The sequence below is a fragment of the Microbacterium natoriense genome (genome assembly GCF_030816295.1).
GTDB lineage: Bacteria > Actinomycetota > Actinomycetes > Actinomycetales > Microbacteriaceae > Microbacterium > Microbacterium natoriense_A.
The window spans coordinates 2975658-2995454 of the sequence record NZ_JAUSXV010000001.1; the positions used below are offsets into that span (position 1 = coordinate 2975658).

Here is a 19797-nt window from a genome sequence, read left to right on the forward strand (position 1 = left end):
CGCTCTGGTCACCGTCCGATAACAGTTAGGCGGTATTCACTGCGCGACGCTGTGGCACCCGGACATCGAGAACTAGTCTTCCCTTTATGAAACGCCGAAAGGCGAAAGGAGCACCATGAAGCACAAGAAGCTGTTGGGGGCGATCGCGATCAGCGGCGTCCTCGCACTCGCCCTCGCGGGTTGCGCGAGCGGTTCCGGAAACACCGGTGGCGGGGATGGCAACGGCGGCGGCGAGACCGTCGAGACCAAGTCCGCCGACTACAACCCGCAGCCTCGTGAGAACCTCAAGGAGGGCGGCGAGGTCAACTTCGAGATCAATGAGGTTCCGGAGCAGCTGAACGCGTTCAACAGCGACGCCAGCGCCGACACCGCGCGTCTGTGGTACTACTACATGCCGCAGATCCTTCTGGTGAAGCCGGAGGGCGAGGTCTACAAGAACGACGCCTACCTCGACGCATACGAGATCGGCGAGAAGGACGGCAACACGACCGTCACCTTCACGTTCACCGACAAGGCGCACTTCAACGACGGCACCGACATGGACTGGACCGCCATCGACGCGACCTGGAAGGCGAACCGCTCGCTCGACGAGGGTTACAACCCCAACGCGACCGACGGCTACAAGCAGATCAAGTCCGTCGAGCAGGGTGACACCGCCAAGACCGCGATCGTGACCTTCGACGGCACGTTCGCCTGGCCGTCCATGGCCTTCCTCACGGGTGGCGTCCTGAACCCGAAGCACGCTGACGCGGAGACGTTCAACAACGCGTACATCGGCAACCTCAACGCGGAGTGGGGCGCTGGCCCGTACACCGTCGACGAGTTCGACGCCAACGCAGGCTTCGTCTCCTTCAAGCCGAACCCCGAGTGGTGGGGCAACGCTCCGATGCTCGACAAGGTGACCTTCACCGCGCTCGAGGACGACGCTGCGATCAACGCGTTCAAGAACGGTGAGATCGACCAGGTCGAGGCGGGCAGCGAAGAGCGCCTGAAGCAGGTCGAGGATGTCGACGGCGCCGTCGTGCGTCGTGCCCAGCAGACCGCCAAGACGGTTCTGATGGTCGACGGCGACAAGCCGCAGTTCGAGGACGTCAACGTCCGCAAGGCCTTCTTCATGGGCATCAACATCGATCAGCAGAAGCAGATCGCGTGGAAGGGCCTCGGCTACGAGGAGAAGGCCGCCGGTTCGCTGAACATGTACTCGTTCCAGGATGGCTGGAGCGACGCATTCGGTGAGGCCGGCCTGAAGAACGATGTCGACGCCGCCAAGAAGCTCCTCGACGAGGCAGGCTGGAAGGAAGGCGAAGACGGCATCCGCGAGAAGGACGGCGTGAAGTTCTCGGTCGTCTACCCGATCTTCAGCAACAGCCCCGTCCAGGAGGCTCTCGCGAAGTCGCTGCAGGCCCAGGAGAAGGAGCTCGGCATCGACCTCCAGATCGAGGTCCGTGCATCGGCCGACTTCTCCGACGACTTCACGTCGAAGAACTGGGACATCTTCGGACTCCGCTTCACCGACTCCGACCCGTTCGGACCGGCGTGGATGTGCCAGATCTACTGCTCCGACAGCGGCCTGAACCTCTCGGGCACCGGCACGGCCGACATCGACAAGATGATCGCCGACGACGTCGAGTCGCAGAAGGACGCTGAGAGCTGGACCGCGGCTGCCATGAAGCTCGAGCCGAAGATCATCGAGCAGACGTGGGGCGTCATCCCGCTCTACAACGGCCCGTCGGTCTACGTCGCCCAGAAGGGTCTCGCGAACCTCACGCCGGAGCCCTACGTGGGTCTGGACCTCTTCGGCGTCACGCCGGTCGAGGACCTCGGCTGGGAGAAGTAACTCTTCCGAATCGAACAGGAGGCGGGGTCGGTGGTTCATCCACCGGCCCCGCCTCTTTCGTGCCCGCTGCGTTCTAGGCTGAGTCCGTGACCGTCCAGATCGTCCTCGTGCACGGCATCCGCACCTCCGCCACCATGTGGCGCTCGCAGCTCGCCTTTCTTGAATCGATCGGCGCTCCGGCCACCGCGATCGATCTGCCAGGGCACGGCACCCGAATGCACGAGGACTTCACGCTGCACGAGGCGCTGCACACGATCGATGCGGCGGTGCGTGACGCCGGAAAGAGAGGCCCGGTGCTGCTCGTGGGGCACTCGATGGGCGGGCTCCTGACCCTCGCTTACGCCGGAGGCAGGCAGCGTCCCCCCATCGCCGGTCTGATCGCGGCATCCTGCACCGCGCTCCCCCGCGGCGCAGGCCTCGCTGCCTACCGCGTGATCGCAGGGGCGGTCAACGCACTGCCCGACCGCGGGATGTGGCTCACCGAGCGCATCCTCAGTGCGACGATCCCACTCGAGACCCGCGGCGACTACGCCGCCGGCGGCTACGCCCTCGACATGCAGGATCGCGCGCTGCGCACGCTCTCCGGCATCGACGTCGCGACCGCTCTGCAGCGCATCACGATTCCCCTGTGGTTCGTGAACGGCCAGTTCGATCAGCTGCGTCTGAACGAATCCCTCTTCCGGCGTCTCGCTCCGCACACCGAACTCGTCGTCGTGCCGCGGACCACCCATCTCGTCACGACCATGCGGCCGCGCGTGTTCAACGCGGTGCTGCGGCTCGCGATCGCGACGGTCGAGGCTGCCGGTTCTTCGGCTTCGCCACCGCGGTGAGCAGTCCGCCGATGACCGACAGCACGGCCGCTGCGATGAACACGAGCCAGAACCCTCCGACCATCGCGACGAGACCCGCACCGAGCATCGGGCCGATGAGCTGCCCCAGCGCCGCGGTCACGTTCACGATGCCGAGATCGCGGGCATGGTCCTGCTCGTCGGGCAGCAGATCGGCGGCGAAGGCCAGGCCGACGGTCGAGAACGCGCCGTAGCCGAGGCCCATGAGGGCGGCCGCCACCATGGTCGCCTCGAAGGTCGGCACCAGGGCGATGACGAGACCGGACGCCGCCTGCACGAAAGCCGCGATCACGGTCAGGCCGCGGCGGTCACCCGTGCGGTCGGAGATGAGTCCCGTGAGCACAGAGGCGAGGACCACGAACACCGTGTAGACGACGATCAGCAGCAAGAGGTTGTCCTGTGCTTCGGCGTTCGGCTGGTTCAGTCCGTGCAGCAGGAAGAACAGGAACAGCGCGGTGCCGAGGGCGTTGCCGATGTTCGCGACCAGGCGGCCGGAGAGCATCCACGCGAAATCGCGGTCGCGCAGTGAGCTCAGCAGGATGCTGCGGCGACGATCGGGCAGCTCCGCCTGAGCGGCGGGCGGGTCGGGCAGTGCCAGCGCCGCCGCCGTGCCGACCACGCCGATGATCGCGGCTAGCAGCCAGTAGCCCGTGGTGATGTCGAGGCCGAGAAGCACGACCAGCCCGACTCCGAGAACGATGCCCACGGCCTGACTCGACCCGACCGCGGCGGATGCGGCGCCCCGCTGCCTCGGCGGCAGCTGATCGGCGATCATCGCTGTGAAGGCGGCCGAGGAGACGGCCACGCCGATCGAGACGCCGACCCACGCGGCTCCTACCGCCCACGGCCCCGAGGTGTACCCCGTGAGAGCGAGGCATACCGCCGTCAGCCAGACCGCACCCAGTGCCCACGGCCGGCGACGGCGACGGCCCACGCCTGCGCGGTCCGAGAGCGCTCCGGCGACGGGCCCGGCGATGATGCCCGCGAGGCCGCCGATGCCGAGCACCAGGCCCGAAGACACCACTCCCGTGATCCAGTCGTCTTCCGGAGTGTCCAGTTGCAGGGGCAGCAGCAGCTGCACGGGAGTGAGCTGCACGGTCCAGATCGCCAGCCAGGCGAGCGTGAACAGGGTCATCCAGCCGGTGCCGACCTTCGTCGATGAGCTCATCGCGCGTCCTCCTCGCGGTGCTGGGCGATCAGATCGCGGTACCAGTCGTAAGAGGCCTTGGGAGTTCGCTCACCCGTCTCGAAGTCAACGTGCACCAGCCCGAACCGCTGGGTGTATCCGTCGGCCCATTCCCAGTTGTCGAGCAGCGACCACACCGTGTACTCCTCGACGTCGACGCCCGCCTCGATCGCCTCGGCCACGGCGGCCAGATGGCCGGTGACGTAGTCGATGCGGTTCTGGTCATCGACACGGCCGGCGGTCGCCGGCTCGGGGAACGATGCGCCGTTCTCGCCGATGATCATGGGGGGCAGCTGCGGATGCCTCCTCTTCAGATCGACGAGCAGATCGCGCAGAGCGCTCGGCATGATCGGCCATTCCGCACCGAAGCCGGTGACCGGCACCCCCGGCGTGGGCACGATGTCAAATGGGATCGGACTGTCGGGGGCCGCGGAGGTCACGGTCGTCGGGTTGTAGAAGTTGATGCCGTAGAAGTCGAACGATGCCCGGATGCGCGCCATGTCATCGGCCTGTACGGGCATCGGCGGCAGCCCCAGGCTCTCGAGGTCGGGGTACACGCCGTCGAGCAGCGGGCTCGCTGAAGACGCGGTTGTGGATCATGTCGTACATGTGCGCGGCTGCGCGGTCTGCGTCGGTGTCGTGCAGAGGCAGCACCCAGGTGTGGTTGTTCACGAGACCGATCTGCTGCGCTCCGCCGGCCCTCAGCGCTTCGAACGCGGCAGCATGCGCGAGCAGTTGGTGGTGCACGGTCGGCAGTGCGCCGAAGAGCAGCTGCCTGCCGGGAGCGAGAGCACCCGTCGCATAGCCCTGCAGGGTCGTCATAGCCGGCTCGTTCAACGTGTACCAGTGCGAGACGCGGTCGCCCAGGTGCTCGACGACGAGAGCCGCGTACTCGGCGAATCGCGCCGCGGTGTCGCGGTTCAGCCAACCCTCGTCGGCTTCGACTGCGACGGGCATCTCCCAGTGGTACAGGGTCGGGAAGGGCGTCACCCCGGCGTCGAGAAGCAGATCGACCACGCGGGAGTAGTGATCGAGCGCCACGAGGTTGCCCCGGCCTCTCCCCTCGGGCTGGATTCGCGCCCACTGGATCGAGAATCGGTAGCGGTCGAGTCCGAGCCCTGCGGCCAGGGCGACGTCGGACTCCGGATGCCGGTAGCTGTCGCACGCAGGGTCGGCCGTGGAGCCGTCGACGATCGCACCAGGAGCCTCGAGGAAGTCGTCCCAGATGGAGCGTCCTCTCCCGTCTACGTCTCGGGATCCTTCGATCTGGAATGCGGATGTGGCGGCCGAGAAACGGAATCCGGGCGGGAGGGCGAGTGTCATGCACGTTCCTTGACGTCGATGTCGGGTTAGGGATGATTCTGCACCCGGTTCCACGTTCTGCGCGACCGAGTTTCGCGATCAGCCCCCATTTAGGGAGATCGGGACGGATGCTGGTAAGCTTGGTTCTTGGCTTGCGTGTGGGTTCTTCCCTCACGACCGCCGTGCAGGAGCCCTCTTCTCCAGCCGGCATTCCGAAACAACTCCTGTACAGAAAGCGTCCACACGTGGCAAACATCAAGTCGCAGATCAAGCGCAACAAGACCAACGAGAAGGCTCACGAGCGCAACAAGGCCGTGAAGAGCGAGCTGAAGACGCACGTCCGCGCCGCCCGCGCCGCCGTCGCCACCGGAGACAAGGCTGCTGCTGAGGCAGCGCTGAAGACCGCGGCCCGCAAGCTCGACAAGGCCGTCAGCAAGGGTGTCATCCACCAGAACCAGGCAGCGAACCGCAAGTCGGCCATCGCCAAGCAGGTCGCCGCTCTCTGAGCTGCCGTCGCTTCATGAAAAGCCCGCCTCCTCCGAGGCGGGCTTTTTCGTTATCCGTCCCATCTGCAGTGTGAGATCCCATCTGCACGCCGAGATCCGTGTTTTCGGCATGCAGACGGAATCTGCGCCTGCGGACGGGACCGGTTGAAAGCACGACGGGTGCCGCGGGCGGGCCGCCTTATAGGTCACGGATGCTGCGGACGAGCCAGCGAGCAGGGCGAAGAGCAGTTGTCAGCGAGCGGGACGCAGCGCCGGTGGATCGACATCGAGAGCGCGTGCGTCTTCGAGCTCGACGCCGCCGAGCGGTTCCCGGACCCAGCGCACGAGCTGCCAGCCGTTCTGCGGGTCTCCGTCGAGCTCGCACATCCCGGTGTTGTAGATGCGCCACTTCGCCGCCTCGGACAGGTCGACGCCGACGATGCGCGCGGCGGCCCACACGCGGATCGCCGCGCCGTGGCTGACGACGACGGCTGTCGCTGCAGGATTCGCCGCCGCGACCTTCGCGATCGCGTTGTCGTAGCGGTCGAAGAACTCGTGACCGGATTCGCCTCCATCGATCACGGCGTCGAGGTCACCGACCGCCCAGCGGCTCGCCGTCTCCATGTAGGCGCGCACCGCCTCCATGTCGTTGTGCATCTCCCAGCGCCCCGCCACGATCTCCTCGAGCCCTTCGAGGACCTCGATGTCGAGACTACGGGCGCCTGCGAGCGGTGCCGCTGTGAGCTGCGTGCGGATCAGCGGGGAGGCGTAGATCGCGTCGACTGCCTGGTCGGCGAGGGCACCAGGGATCGCCTCGGCCTGGGACTGTCCGAGCGCCGTGAGGCCGGGGCCGGGTCTGCCCGTGTCGAGCGCGCCGACGACGTTGCTGGGCGTCTGTCCGTGGCGGACGAGCAGAAGTCTCATGCGTCTTCTCCGAACGGCTGACGTGTCGCGATGACGGTCACCATGCGCTCCAGCGCGAAGATCGGGTCGCGTGCGGCGCCCTTCACCTCGGCATCCGCCCTGGCCGTGGCCTGGATCGCCATGCCCAGAGAGCGCTCGTTCCAGCCCGCCAGATCGCGGCGGGCGCGGTCGACCTGCCAGTCCTTCATGCCGAGGCGCTGCGCGAGCTGGCGGCTGGGCTCCCGGTTGCCGGCGACGCGGGCCATCGTGCGCAGTTTCATGGCGAAAGCCGCGACCATGGGAACCGGGTCGGCTCCGGAGGAAAGGGCGTGGCGGAGGGCGATGAGCGCCTCACCGTATCTGCCGGCGATGGCGGTGTCGGCGACGACGAACGCCGAGACTTCCACCCGGCCGCCGTAGTACTTGGTGACGACCTCTTCGGTGACGTCACCCTCGACGTCACCGATGAGCTGCTGGCACGCGGCGGCGAGTTCGGTGAGATCATCGGCGAAAGCTGAGACGAGTGCCCGGAGCGCCTGCGGCGCGATGCGCTTCTTGGCCGCCTTGAACTCCCCCGCAGCGAAGTCGGCACGGTCACTGTCGCGCTTGATGGCCGGCACCGCGATCTCAATGCCGTCGCCTGTTCCGGCTCGCAGCGCGTCGAGGAGCTTCTTGCCGCGGACGCTGGCTCCGGTGTGCCGCAGCACCACCGTCGCCCCTTCCTGCGGGTGGTCGAGATAGGAGACCGCCTCCTGCAGGAAGGCGTCGGAGCATTTCTCGACGCCCGAGACCCGCACCAGACGGGGCTCGCCGAACAGCGACGGAGACGTCATCGACAGCAGGGTACCGGGGGCGTAGTCGTCGGCACGGACGTCGCTGACTTCGAGGGCCGGGTCTTCGGCGCGCAGATAGTCGCGGACCCCGGCGATCGCGCGCTCGGCGCAGACCTCTTCGGGCCCGAAGACCAGGACGACGGATGCCGGTCGAGGATCACGCCATGACACCTGCGGGATCTTCGCCGCCTTCGCGGTTCCTCGTGCCGGAGTACGCGAAGCTGCCATGATCTCAGCCTACCGGGGGCCGCCGACAGACTCACCCGAGCGGGCTGTCTCCGATGGACCGCCGCAGGCTCCCGGACTGAAGCGGCGGCGTTCAGAAGAACAGCATCGCCTTGTGGGCGATGACCGCTGAGAGTGCAAACAGGATCAGGGTGAGAGCGATGCCGAAGACCGGCACCAACCGCACCTGCCGTCGTCGTCGCATCAGCACGATGAGAACCATGCTGATGACCTGGATGAGCCCGGCGGCGATCATGAACCCGCGGAAGTTCAGACCGAGAAGATCCCACTCACAGTTCGGCGCACAGTGCGGCGTCGAAATGCCCAAGAACCCGATCCAGAAGACGGCCACCATGGACACCAGCAGTTGCGCGCCCCACGTCACAAGACTGATCCAGTACTCGGGCACGACTCTCGGCGGGAGCCATCGTCCGATGGCGATCGCCACGGAGACTGCGATCGCCGACAGCAGCGCCGCGATCCCGAAGAGCTCGTACATCGGACCATTCTCCACGTGCGGAGACCGACGGAACCGAATGACACGTCCTTGGGATAGGCGAAGACGTGTCTCACGGAAACGGCCTCCGAACGATCCGAAGCAGAAGGACATCTCCGCTCGAGCGGGTCATCCTCCCCTATCCGTCCACACTTCGAGCTCTCCGCCCTCCATCCCGAGGAGCACGCGCCCCTGCTGATCCGTGCGCAGCACGTGAGCGCCCAGCGCGTCGAGCACGGCGAGAATCTCGTCGCGGGGATGGCCGTAGTCGTTGCCTTCGCCGACGCTGATCACTGCGACGGACGGGCGGAGAGTCTCGTACAGTCCCGGGTCCTGATCGGCGCTCCCGTGGTGCGCGACCTTGACAACGGCGAACCCGTTGCCGAGATGGGCGGTGCGCAACAGCATCCGTTGCGCTTGCGCCGACAGATCACCGAGGTACAGGGACTTCGGCACTCCGCCGCCCTCGAAGAGCATGACGACGCTCGAGTCGTTCCCCGGCGGGAAGATCGCTGAACCTCGCTGAGGCCAGAGCACCTTCCATGAGGCTCCGCCCAGCGTCCCGAAGAGCCCCGCGGACGCGTCGACCGGCTCCGCTCCTCCGGCGACGAGACGCGCCAGCATCTGCTCGTCCTGCTCCTCGCCGGGCGGACCGTGCAGCACCTGACCGACGCGTCCCTGCACCGCGTCGACGCCGCCGACGTGATCGAGGTCGAAGTGGGTCAGCACGAGCAGGTCGACGCGATCGATGCCGAGCGCACGGAGACAGTCCTCGAGCGGGCCAGGCTCCGGACCGGTGTCGACAAGGGCGACTTCTCCCTCTGATCGCACGACCAGCGCATCGCCCTGCCCGACGTCGCATGCGGCGATGGACCACCCGTCCGGGCTCGTCGCGGTCGCGAGCGGACCGGCGAGCAGCACGTGCGATGTTCCGAGGGAGAACACCACGACGAGCACCGCAGCCGACGCTCCGCGTACCCACCGCAGGGGCGTGATCAGCACCTCGCCGCCGCCCGGCCTGATCAGCACCACGGCGAACGCCGCGCTGACCGCTGCGACGAGCAGGGCGCTGCCGATCCCCGGGATCAGGGACAGCTCGGCCAAGGGAAGCTCGGCGCTCACCGTCGCCGTGGTCGCGATCCAGGCGGCGGGAAGCCATGCCGATGCCGCGAGCAGATCGGCGAGCGGCGGGATGGGCGCGGCCAGGCACGCGAGCAGTCCGATCACGGTCGCGATCGGCGCCGCGGGGTCGGCGATCATGTTCGCTGCGACGCCGACCAGCGACTGCTGTTCGGCGAACAGGGCGATGATCGGCCCGCATGCCAGCTGCGCCGCGAGCGGCACAGCGACCGCGAGGGCGACCAGCCGCGGCATCCACCGCTCCATGCCGTGGGCGAGCGGCGGGGCGAGCAGGATGAGCGCTCCCGACGCGACGACAGACAGCGCGAATCCGGGCGTCGATGAGAGCCAGGGATCGACGATCAGGATGCCGGCGGCGCACAGTGCGAGCATCCCCGCGCCGGCGCTCGGCCTCCCGAGCAGCACCGACAGCATCGCCACGCCCGCCATCACCGCCGCTCTGATCACGCTCGGCTCCGGCGTCACGAGCACGACGAAGCCGGCAAGAGCCGCGACCGCGATCGCCACGCGCAGGCGTCGGCCGCCGCCGCACAGAGCCACCAACCCGAACATCGCACCGACGACGATCGCGCAGTTGGCGCCGCTGATGGTTGATTTAAGAGGTGAGTACACTCGCACTATGCGCCCGTTGTTTGCTCCCAACTCCTCTGCCTCCGCCGATCCACCAGTCATGCGCGAATACCTCCGAGTATCGCAGGACCGTTCGGGCACGCAGAGGTCGCCGAACGAGCAGCACGAGGACATGCTGAGCGCCGCCGGGCGCAAGGGCTGGGCTGTTCACCCCAAGCCTTATCGGGACCCGAACCGCAGCGCGAGTCGCTACGCAACGAAGGCGCGCGAGGGCTTCAATGAACTGTTGTCGGACTTGGAGAGCGGCAGTTTCGATGCTGATCTTCTGGGGATCTGGGAGAGCTCGCGGGGTTCTCGCCGTACCGGCGAATGGATCGACCTGATCGAGTTGTGCGCAGAGCGGGGGGTGAAAATCTGGGTTCAGACGCACGATCGCGTGTATGACCCGAAGAACGCACGCGATCGCCGATCCCTGAGAGAGGACGCCAGCGACTCAGAGTACGAGAGCGACAAGACAAGCGAGCGCATGCTCCGAGCCATGCGGGCCAACGCTGAATCGGGTCGGCCACACGGGAAGACGATTTACGGTTACCGGCGCGTGTATGACGAACGGAGCAGGATGCTCATCGAAGTCGTGGAGCACCCCGAGCAGGCTGCTGTCGTCAGAGAGGCAGCTGTACGGGTGCTTGAGGGCGACTCGTTCTATGCGGTGGCCAAGGACTTCAACGAACGAGGCATCGAGCCGCGCCGGCCAGCACCTAAACGCCAGAACGTCGGCTGGACGCCAGCTGCGGTCAAGCAGATGCTCACGATGCCGGCCTACGCAGGCCTGCGTCAGCATCAGGGTGAGATCCTCGAGGACGTGGAAGCTGTATGGGAGCCACTGATTGAGCCAGAAGTGTGGAGAAAGTTGCAGGACGTCATGTCGTCCCGCGGCGGGAAACGCGGAAACAACTGGCCCGCGTCGCACCTACTGGGCGGCATCGCCCGCTGCGGCGTGTGTGGCGCGAAGATGCGCACGGGCAAGCAGAACGCCGGGAGCGTCAGACACGACAAGGAGTCTGGCGAGAAACTCAAGCGCGAGACATACATCACCTACGTCTGCTCGGGTACGCCCGGCAAGACGGGATTCCACGTCGCAATGAAGAAGGAACATCTGGATCTACTCGTCACGGAGGTCGTGCTGGCGCGCCTGTCACGTCCGGACTTCCTCGCGCGCATTGGCCAGCACGATGGCTCGGTGGACGCTGCGCGGGCGCAACTCCTCGACGAGATCCGTGAGCACAGAGAGTGGCTGGAGAAGGTCCGCGAGAAGGCCTCGGAGGAACGCAATCTGACAGTCCTCTTCGACCAGGAGCGGCGGATCAACCCGCTCATCGAAGCAGCGCAGCGAAAGCTGGAGTCCGTCGCCGCGACCGATCCGATGATCGGCCAGCTGGCGGGAGCCGAGGACGTTGAGGCGCGCTGGAACGAGTTGGACCTGCTAACGCAGCGCCGGGTGATCGGACTGATTGTTGAGCCTAGAGTGCATCGCATCGGCAGGGGATGGAACGGGCGAAAGGGCATCAATCGGGATCGTGTCGAGTTCGCCTGGAAATAGCAATGTCGGTCAGCATCGGCCGGTAACGTGAAGCGCACAAACAACAACGAGTGTCGCCGCTCTCTTGGGGCGGTTGGTCGAGACGGAGACATGCCCGCCTCGTGATGGCCTAGCAGCGGGAGCGCCGCGCGAACCACTCCTCGTCATGAGGAGCACGCGCATGTCCAGGACGGCGATCGCAGGGAAGTCCTTCACACAGGAGTCCATCAAGGCGTGGGCAGAGCGCATCGCCGATCAGGCTCCCCCGCTGGCCGACGACCAGTTCCAGCAACTGCATACGTTGATGGTGGGCAGTCGACGCGAGGCCTCACGATCGTGGCGGAAGGCTGCGTGACTGGCCTTGCGCCTCGTTCCATTCCCCGACACTGCTCGCCGCCGATATCAATTCCTCGCTGTACTCGCCCCAGAGCCGAGGTTGCTTCTCGCGAATCCACGCGAAGCCCTGGCGAACGTCGCGGTCGTCAATTCCCCACCCACGTTCGCCCTCAGGGATAGAGCGGATCGCTGGAGCCAAGTTCTCCACCATCCGCCTCGCCAGGTGAGAGTCGCCATCGGCCAGCCAACCCACTGCCCTGATGAGCCATGCGATGGTCGCCGACACCGGCTCTGTCGAGCCTTCAAGTGACCACCGGTCAAGTGATCTCAGGTTGTCTCGGTGAAGTAGTTGAGCGAGTGCAGAGGGGACACCGTGCCGGAGCGTCGATACGGCCGTGGCGAGAGGCGGCCGCCCGTCAGGTGCTCTGTTCAGTTCGGCATCCTTGATCCCGAGGAGGACGCCAGTGAGGACATTAAGGCGCGTGCCACCTGCTGTGCGGTAGTCGATGTCCTCGACGCGATGCAGGAGGCTGCCGGCAGCTTCCGGCATGAGATTCACCAGCTCGCGATAGAAGCCATGTCCGGGTCGCTGGATCTCGGCGGCCTTGCCCGTGACAAGCTTGACGATCGCTGTCGTATCAACGGCCAGCTGCCGCGCCCTCGCTTGTTCGAGGAACGCGAAGAGTCCATCAAATCCGCGAACCCCGCCTTGCGCTGGCCCGTACCTGCGTTCAAGACCTGCGACGTACTGCGTTACAGCGACCGAGTCCAATTGGTCAGCGACCCTGATGCCTAGGTGATCGCCCGGCAACGCCACCGCGACATTGGCGCGGAATGTGGCCTGCAGCAACACACGATCTCGGCCTGCGTACTCGGCCACCTCCTCCCAGAGAAGCTCCAAATGCATCGCATCGCTGGAGTCGTCGACGATGGACAGCAGGGCGTCACGTCGCTGGCGCTGCAAGATACGCTCCTGACGCCTGAGGATCGAGACCTGTTGCGCCCTCAGATCGCCATCCCGCTTCGCCTGCTTGGTGCCGAGACGCCAAAGGAAAAACGGAATGAGCGCCGTCACCAGAATGCTTGCAACTCCCAGGACATTCGTCGGACTCGACCACGTCCACTCTTCTGTGAAGCTTGCCCGCCATTCGATCATGCCGCCCCCTCCGACGTCGTCAGCGCGTGACTCTGACAGCTCTGGGGAGTCACTGTAGCGACAGGTGCCGACACCGGCTCCCTGGGCGCAACGCGATTCAAGTCACGGTCATCAAGACGCCTCTATGCTCGAGATGCTCACCGTCCGTAGTCACGCATGAGTCGCGTTGATCTTCCTCGCAAGCGCCTCGAAATTGCGGAGGGTCACCTCCGAGAGTCGCTCAACTCTCGAGGGGTCGCGCAGCAGGACAGCAGCAGGCCGCCAGTGGTCGAACTTGGGCTCTCCCAGGCCGTCCAGCCGCTTCAGGATGCGCTCGTGGTGGTTCGGCAGGTCCTCGGCCCGGACGGACTTGCCGAACGCCGCGTTGTACAGCTCCACATAGTCCTCTGCCGCGAAGAGGTCCTCAATGTCCGCGTGCTTCTGCTCCAACACGGCGCTGACCAGCACGATTCGACCGCCGTCGATCTTGTTCGCATTCATCGCGGCCTCGACCTTCCCGCCGCCCTCGGTCCCGGAGTCGAGAAGGACGGTGACGGACACCTTTCGCCCGAGAAGGGACACGAACGCGGGGACGTTTGACGAGCCGCCGGCCGGGAGGATGCGCCAACGCTCGTCGACCCCCTCGCGTCCGAGCTCGCGAAGTCGGCGGCTGACCAAGTCGAGGTAGGCGAGGTCGGAAGGCCCCTCGACGAGAAGGTTCCGCTCGCCGATGAACAGGTTCTGCGTGAGGTCGTAGCCGAGCGCGGCCTGCAGCGGAAAGGCGCTGTCCTCCCCCACCTCCAGAGCATCGGACGAGGTCACCGAACCAATGTCGTCGCCGCGGTCTTCGACCACGCGTACGCGCTCGATCTGGTCCACCATGAAGGGCGAATGCGTTGTGTAGAGGACCTGCCCTGCAGGAGCCAGCCGTTCGTTGATGAACCGGAGGAAGTCGCGCTGTGCCTTGGCGTGCAGTGTGAGGCCGGGCTCGTCGAGAAGGATCACGACGTCGCCGCCGCGACTCTCAAACTCGCTGAACGCCGCAAGGAAGGAGAAGAACCACCGGTATCCCGAAGAGCGCCGCGAGAAGTTGTTGGTGAACTCGTGCTTGCGGTCCTCGACGCGGAAGTTAAGGTAGCGGACGACACTGTGGTGGCCACGCGCGTCCGAGATCGTCTCTGGCTCGGTCACAATCTTGATCCGCAGCTCGGGGTTCGTGCTCCAGTACTCCTTCATCTCGCGCGACAGGTCGTTCGAGACCGACTCGAGCTCCGCAGTGCTCGCCTCGAAGTTCGAGTCGGTCATCGCGTTCACGTCGGTGTTGGCGAGCTTCAGGAGCGCACGAGCGGTCTGCTTCGGCGACGCGCCCGGCTCTTCGTCCGCCTGGGTCTTGAGCTCCGCGACGTCCACTCGTCCGTCGAGGCGCTGGTAGTCGCTGAACAGGAAGAACTTCGGCATGCGCGCGAGCACTGTCGCCTCCGCTACAACGGCGAGGTCACCTGGCGCGCCGAGCCTGGTGGTGATGCGCGACAGGACATCCGCCGTCGTCGTCCCAGCTGCCGCATCCGCCAGCGCGTCAGCGCCTTCCGGCGCGTCGACTGCTACAGCCGCAACGGCTGCGGCAACAGCGGCCTTCTCTTTGACCGTGGCCTCGAGAGCCCCCTTGAGCGCCGCGACGGTGGCGTGCGATCCGAGGAGGTGATCTGCATCGGGGTGGCCCTCGAGCACGTCGCGGAGGAAGCGCGCCTCGTCGATGGCGACCTCGACCCATGCCTCGCCGTCGTAGCAGCGGCCGACCTTCACACTGTCCGAGCTGACGACGCCGTCGCCGAGCTTTCCGGCGAGGGCGCTGAGATCCTCGTCGTCGAGTACGAAGGTCGCCTCGATCGGTGTGATCTCCTGGAGGTCTCCGCTTCGGCTATCTCGACTGCGCCGCCACCGCGGGTAGTCGTCGAGCTCCACGAACTTGTCGCCATACACCGGGTTCAGCCTGTAGAGCGCGTCCAGCATCGTCGACTTCCCAGACTCGTTCATCCCGACGAGCGTCGTGACGTCGCCCTCGACAGCCACCTCCGTCGAATCCAGCACGTTCTTGTACCGGTGAACCCGGAATGACGTCAGCTTCAACTCATGGCCTCTCGCTCTTCCAGCATTTGTATCGCCAGGATAGGTGCCGGCACCGACATTCCTACGGAAGCAGACGAGGTCGGTCGCGTTCCGCCTCGTCACTGCACCAGATCGGGTAGGCGCGCGCCGGTATTAGCCCGGATTCGGGAGCTCTAGCCGCACACTCGGCGCAGCTCGCGTACCTCGGCACGCGCACTGCTACTGCTTCTCGCGGCGTACCGCTACCTTGGTTGCCCCCGACGCGAGCCAACTGACCAGCCGACGGGCGAGGAATCGGTCGGGGGCGAGCCCACGCGATGCGCGACACTTGCGGGTGCCGAAAATGCGGAAGTCCGCGCGAAGAATCTTGCGCGGATGCGACTTCCGCGGAGTTCCGCCCGGACTTCCGCAGCCTCAGGTCGCCCGGAATGACGCTGATCAGGTGAATCCCGTGCGGAAGTGCGGAAAGTTTCCATCTCATCTCTTCTGTTACCCCAGAGGAAGATGTTGTGTGCGGCCTAGGAAGAGATAGCTAGAAAATGCTCCGCAGTTCCGAGTTTCCGCCTTCGCGACTCGTGCTCAGGCCTCACGCAACGCCGCCAGCCTCTTGATCTCTTGCTCGATGTCGACCATGGCGGTCACTGCCTGCTGATGCTCAGCAATGGCAGCATCAGCACGTGACTGCTGACGACCAAGTTCCTCGCGCAGTTCGCGGAGCCGGCTCTCCCCAGATTCCTCGTCGTTGATCAGGGCGTCGAGCGGAACGTTGAGCGCACGGGCCGCGGCGACCGCCTCATCCAACCTGACCGCGCGATCCATCTTCTCAATTCGTGTGATCGCCGAGCCGTCTATCGACCCCCCAAGCAGCCGGGACATTCTGAGCGCGAGCTCGGTCTGCGCAATACCTGCTTCGAGCCGCTGCCTGCGTAGACGGCGGGCAAACACTTCGCCAGGTGTCTCCGGCATCACGGTCTCCTGGGCTACGGATCTGAACACGCCGATAGACTGCGTATTTCACAGCCTATAACAGCTTTGCTGTTGCAATCGCAGTAGGTTTGCTAAGCTCTCAGTACGGCAGTAATCCAATTGCAGCCGGGACGGCTGGTGACAGAGATCCAGTGCAGGCGGAGCCCGACCTCGTGTAGTCGGGACACACTCGCGGCACAACGAGAGGTCTCCCGATATGGTCACCCCCGCATTGACGCTCGATCGCCTCTATTCCCTGCGTGAACTGCAGGAGGCCGGCTACGGCGATCGCATCACGCTCACCAAGCGCATCCACTCCGGAGAGATTCCGGCCGTCCGCGTTGGTAACCGTTTCAAGGTTTATGAGTCCAATCTGAGGCATCTCGCCCACCCCGTGGGCGATGCCGCCGTCGAGAGACCCGTGACCGCGGGGCGCGCTGACGAGCTCGACGACTTGGCGGCGCTGGCCGCCCGGATGGTCGCCACCTGGCCGCGCTTGAGCAACGATCGCAAGCAGGAACTCGACCGGCTCCTCACGCTTGCCTAATCACGAGAAAAGCCCCGCTTCCGCAGGGCTTTCTCTTCTCCGTTTCAACCGCCTGGTCGAGCTGCAACTCGTATGACCGGGCAGATGAGGACTGCATTAATCATGTCATATGACACCAATCCCGACAATACTGGAGCCGAGCTTCAGGCGTTCTCTGGGGCCACACAGGATTCCGAGAAGCGGTCGGCCGCGGCCCGTCTCGTTGAGCTGGGACTCACTGCCTTCGACTTCTTTGTCGACACCAACGGTAAGGCGTACGGCGTTCGCAAGGGCGGTCACGTCGCCAAGCCCCTGAGTGGAAGCAGGACGTCAATCCGCCAGGGGCTCGGTGGGCTCTATCGCCACATGACGGGCAAGATCGCCTCTCAGAATGCCCTGGCAGAGGCTATCGCCACGCTGGAGTTCGAAGCTCACGAGGCCGGCGAGCCCCGTGAACTCTTCCTGCGTTCCGCGCGAGTCAGTGACGATGTGTACATCGACCTGGGAGACACCACCGAGCGCGTGATTCACCTCACGGCAGGCGGCTGGGACCTCCTCGAAGCTGACGCCGAGATCCCGGTGCTCTTTCGCCGCACGAATGTGACAGCGGCACTGCCGATGCCTCTTCGCGGTGGCGACCTGGATCTCATTTGGACCTTCGTCAACATGCCGTCGGCGGACGAGCGCGGCCTGGTCGCCGGATGGCTTGTCGCGGCCTGCCTCCTGGTCGGACTTCCCTGTCCGATTCTCGCCCTCCTGGGCGAGCAGGGCACGGCGAAGACGAGTAGCGCACGCCGCGTCTTCGCTCTTGTCGACCCGACCAACGCCGCTGTGCGTCGTCCCCCGACTGATATCGACCGTCTGCTGCACGCCTGCGCGCATTCGCGCAGCGTTGTGTTCGACAACCTCTCGTCGATTCCCCGATGGCTGTCTGACGGGCTCTGTCGCGGCGTGACGGGTGAGAGCGACGTTGACCGTTCGCTCTTTACTGATGACGAGGCCCGCCTGATTCAGGTCCAGGCCGTTATCGGATTCACCGGGATCGACGTAGGCGCACTCGCCGGCGACCTCGCCGAGCGGACCCTGTGGGGAGAGCTCGAGGTCATCCCGCCGTCCAAGCGTCGCTCCGAGCGCGAGCTCAACGCCGCCTGGACCGAGGCATACCCGTCGATGGTTGGGGGGCTCCTGGACCTCGTCGTGCTGGCCCTGCAGAAGCTGCCCGAGGTGGACCTGGCCGAGAAGCCCCGCATGGCAGACTTCGCCGAAGTGCTCGCGGCGCTCGATCTCGCGACCGGGAGCGAGCGCCTCACCTACTATGTTCACGCACAGGAGGCGGTGGCAACCGAAATCGTCGATACGGATAGGTTCCTTCAGGCGATCGTCAAGCAGATCACAGCGCGTTGGTCGGGCAGCGGCAAGGATCTCTACGCCAAGCTGCCGCGCCCGGAAGGCAAGTCGGGCGAATTCTGGCCCGAGCAGCGCGGAATGAGCAGCAAGCTCCGCCGCGTCGCGCCCGACCTGCGCAAGGCCGGATGGACGGTCGAAGAGCAGAAGCGCGACGCCGTGAGCAAGCGAGGTGCCATCTGGACGCTCGTGCCTCCGACGGTCACGATCACCGACGGCGAGATCGCGACGGTGGAGCTCGCACGCGAGATGCACTATCGCGATATCAACGACTGGGCCGATGCTGCGGCCACGGCTGGGCTGCCCGAATCCTGCCAGTCGAGCCACGTGCTTTCCCTCCGTGAAGGGCTTCGGATCGACTGCTTCCACTGTGCCGACTTCCAGACCGCGACCGGCTTCATCGCTCGCGTCGAACGCGCGAAAGCGGTCGACGCCCGCCTCGTCGATGAACTGGGCCGACTGGCGTTGAGGAGCCTCGCCCAGTTCGACGCGATCGTCGCTGAGCGTGCTAACCAAAGCACGGAGGTTTAGCCATGGACACGATCCTCGACCCGCCGAACGCCTTTCCGGCGTTCTACGCGAATCCGGTGATTCGCGCGTTGGCAGGGGCTGTCCGCTGGACGGTCTCAGGCAGGTTGGGCGACGATCTCGGCAGCAAGAGCAAGGCCCCGATCGACATGCGCGCCCTTCTCGACCTGGGACGGGTGCGCGGGGCATGGCAGATCGACAAGACCTGCCTGGTCACGCTCGAGGAAATGACGAGCCGGCTGCCGAATGCCGCCAACGCGGCGTACTATCTCCAGGCGCAGGTCGACGGCGTCATGGTCATCGATATCGAGCCCTGCTGCCCTCCGGAGATCGCTCAGGGCCTGTTGACCCTTCCCGGCATCCTCTACTCGGAAGTGTCCATGTCGGGTCGCGGCTACCACCTCGTGACGGCTCTCCCCGAGAACTTCCACGCGCACGGCGTCGCCGCGGAGAAACGCGTGCTGCGCGAAGAGCACGGCTGGTACGAGATCCTCCTGGATCACTGGGTGACGTTCACCCGGCGGCCTATCGGCGAGGGCGTCGTCACCGGTGCGCAGACCGTCGGCTCGGCGCTGCCCCGGTTCGACTCCATTGAGGACCTGTATAGCTCGTTGGCGGTGAAGGCCAAGAAGTTGCGAAGTCTCCCCGCGACGGCCGAATGGTCGACCGTCGAAGGCCCCGATATCGAGAGCGGGCGGCACATCATCGAACTGACACTGCAGGGTTCCCGGCCACGCCTGAAGCATCTCGACGATTTCGATGGGGACCACTCCCGGTGGGAGTTCTCGATCCTAGGAACCCTGTTCCGCGAGATGCGGCAGCACCTCGTGCTCGCCGGCTTCATGCGTCGCGTTACGTACACCCCCGCCGACCAGGCGTGGCTGCTCTATCGGGCCGCGCAGGAAGTCATCCCCGCGCGACCGAAGCACCTCGAACGACGAAACAACCGGCCGTTCCTGCTCGATCGCGCAGCCTCGATGGTAGCCACAGCAACGGTCGCCTGACCCCAGGACGTTGGGGTTGGCAAGCGTGGCGCTCGCGCCCGCACTGACGATCCGGACTCCGCGGACCTCCATCCCGCCTGACCAGTTCCGGGCAGGCACCCGGCGCGGACGGGCTGCCCACTGACAATGCAGCCGAGCACCGCAGTGACTCCGCGTGGACGCTGTGAAGACACTCACGTGACGCCGGCGCGCCATCTCATCAAGGGTCTCGGGTGCGACGCAGAGAAGACACTCTGGGGACGCATTCGCGACACTCACGGTACGTTCCTCGGCCAATCGAGCGACGCCAAGGCGTCTGCGCTTCCGAGCGTCATAGAGGGGTCGCGGTGGGGACGCGACGGGGACAGATAGGCGCCTCTCCGACCATCAAGCTCGGCACTCTGCGCGA

General features: G+C 65.7%; 18 protein-coding genes. 8 read left to right on the forward strand and 10 right to left on the reverse strand.

Annotated features, from left to right (window positions below):
- Positions 1–115: 115 nt before the first annotated feature.
- Both QFZ53_RS13970 and QFZ53_RS13975 read left to right on the forward strand, forming a co-directional pair.
- Positions 116–1837 carry an ABC transporter family substrate-binding protein gene (locus tag QFZ53_RS13970; RefSeq protein ID WP_307297391.1) on the forward strand — a complete coding sequence of 574 codons (1722 nt, stop codon included), beginning with the start codon at positions 116–118 and terminating at the stop codon, positions 1835–1837.
- Between the two features lie 86 nt (positions 1838–1923).
- Positions 1924–2667, forward strand: a complete 744-nt coding sequence (locus QFZ53_RS13975; protein WP_307297392.1) for an alpha/beta fold hydrolase — start codon at positions 1924–1926, stop codon at positions 2665–2667.
- On the opposite strand, the gene QFZ53_RS13980 is transcribed toward QFZ53_RS13975, so the two are convergent.
- From QFZ53_RS13980 to QFZ53_RS13990, 3 genes are read right to left on the reverse strand one after another with little or no spacing between them, the layout of a single operon-like run.
- Positions 2597–3853 carry an MFS transporter gene (locus tag QFZ53_RS13980; protein ID WP_292904431.1) on the reverse strand — a complete coding sequence of 419 codons (1257 nt, stop codon included), beginning with the start codon at positions 3851–3853 and terminating at the stop codon, positions 2597–2599. The two genes, QFZ53_RS13975 and QFZ53_RS13980, sit on opposite strands and share 71 nt — an antisense overlap.
- A complete protein-coding gene (locus QFZ53_RS13985; RefSeq protein ID WP_307297393.1) occupies positions 3850–4392 on the reverse strand; it encodes a family 1 glycosylhydrolase in 543 nt (180 codons plus the stop codon). The genes QFZ53_RS13980 and QFZ53_RS13985 overlap by 4 nt, the downstream gene beginning before the upstream one ends.
- Positions 4373–5194, reverse strand: coding sequence for a glycoside hydrolase family 1 protein (locus QFZ53_RS13990; protein WP_307297395.1), 822 nt, complete (start codon positions 5192–5194; stop codon positions 4373–4375). Before QFZ53_RS13990 ends, QFZ53_RS13985 begins: the two co-directional genes overlap by 20 nt.
- A 224-nt stretch (positions 5195–5418) precedes the next feature.
- Between QFZ53_RS13990 and rpsT the strand changes: the two genes are divergently transcribed.
- Entirely contained in the window at positions 5419–5679 is a 261-nt protein-coding gene (gene rpsT / locus QFZ53_RS13995) for a 30S ribosomal protein S20 (protein WP_207483805.1), read from the forward strand.
- 231 nt (positions 5680–5910) lie between these two features.
- On the opposite strand, the gene QFZ53_RS14000 is transcribed toward rpsT, so the two are convergent.
- The 4 genes from QFZ53_RS14000 to QFZ53_RS14015 all read right to left on the reverse strand — a co-directional run bounded on the left by QFZ53_RS14000 (position 5911) and on the right by QFZ53_RS14015 (position 9867).
- Positions 5911–6582: a histidine phosphatase family protein gene (locus QFZ53_RS14000; RefSeq protein ID WP_307297398.1), complete on the reverse strand. Its 672-nt coding sequence runs from the start codon at positions 6580–6582 to the stop codon at positions 5911–5913.
- A complete protein-coding gene (gene holA / locus QFZ53_RS14005) occupies positions 6579–7622 on the reverse strand; it encodes a DNA polymerase III subunit delta (protein WP_307297400.1) in 1044 nt (347 codons plus the stop codon). Before holA ends, QFZ53_RS14000 begins: the two co-directional genes overlap by 4 nt.
- 91 nt (positions 7623–7713) lie before the next feature.
- On the reverse strand, positions 7714–8118 hold the full coding sequence (locus QFZ53_RS14010; protein ID WP_307297402.1) for a hypothetical protein: 405 nt from the start codon (positions 8116–8118) through the stop codon (positions 7714–7716).
- 126 nt (positions 8119–8244) lie between these two features.
- Complete coding sequence (locus tag QFZ53_RS14015) at positions 8245–9867, reverse strand: ComEC/Rec2 family competence protein (RefSeq protein WP_307297405.1); 1623 nt, start codon at positions 9865–9867, stop codon at positions 8245–8247.
- 58 nt (positions 9868–9925) lie between these two features.
- On the opposite strand from QFZ53_RS14015, the gene QFZ53_RS14020 reads away from it, so the two are divergent.
- Both QFZ53_RS14020 and QFZ53_RS14025 read left to right on the forward strand, forming a co-directional pair.
- Positions 9926–11425 carry a recombinase family protein gene (locus QFZ53_RS14020; protein ID WP_307297406.1) on the forward strand — a complete coding sequence of 500 codons (1500 nt, stop codon included), beginning with the start codon at positions 9926–9928 and terminating at the stop codon, positions 11423–11425.
- Between the two features lie 160 nt (positions 11426–11585).
- Positions 11586–11759, forward strand: coding sequence for a hypothetical protein (locus QFZ53_RS14025; protein ID WP_307297408.1), 174 nt, complete (start codon positions 11586–11588; stop codon positions 11757–11759).
- Here the strand turns inward: QFZ53_RS14025 and QFZ53_RS14030 are convergent.
- The 3 genes from QFZ53_RS14030 to QFZ53_RS14040 form a co-directional block, all read right to left on the reverse strand.
- Complete coding sequence (locus QFZ53_RS14030) at positions 11733–12896, reverse strand: hypothetical protein (RefSeq protein WP_307297410.1); 1164 nt, start codon at positions 12894–12896, stop codon at positions 11733–11735. The two genes, QFZ53_RS14025 and QFZ53_RS14030, sit on opposite strands and share 27 nt — an antisense overlap.
- A 150-nt stretch (positions 12897–13046) precedes the next feature.
- Positions 13047–15002, reverse strand: a complete 1956-nt coding sequence (locus QFZ53_RS14035) for an AAA family ATPase (RefSeq protein WP_307297411.1) — start codon at positions 15000–15002, stop codon at positions 13047–13049.
- A gap of 558 nt (positions 15003–15560) precedes the next feature.
- Positions 15561–15947 (reverse strand): helix-turn-helix domain-containing protein, encoded by a 387-nt coding sequence (locus QFZ53_RS14040; protein ID WP_307297414.1) that lies wholly within the window; start codon positions 15945–15947, stop codon positions 15561–15563.
- 217 nt (positions 15948–16164) lie between these two features.
- On the opposite strand from QFZ53_RS14040, the gene QFZ53_RS14045 reads away from it, so the two are divergent.
- The 3 genes from QFZ53_RS14045 to QFZ53_RS14055 all read left to right on the forward strand — a co-directional run bounded on the left by QFZ53_RS14045 (position 16165) and on the right by QFZ53_RS14055 (position 19409).
- On the forward strand, positions 16165–16494 hold the full coding sequence (locus QFZ53_RS14045; RefSeq protein ID WP_307297417.1) for a hypothetical protein: 330 nt from the start codon (positions 16165–16167) through the stop codon (positions 16492–16494).
- 102 nt (positions 16495–16596) lie between these two features.
- The gene (locus QFZ53_RS14050; protein WP_307297420.1) at positions 16597–18408 is read left to right on the forward strand and encodes a hypothetical protein; all 1812 of its coding nucleotides are present in this window, start codon (positions 16597–16599) and stop codon (positions 18406–18408) included.
- Positions 18409–18410: 2 nt separating this feature from the next.
- Positions 18411–19409, forward strand: a complete 999-nt coding sequence (locus QFZ53_RS14055; protein ID WP_307297423.1) for a hypothetical protein — start codon at positions 18411–18413, stop codon at positions 19407–19409.
- Positions 19410–19797 lie beyond the last annotated feature (388 nt).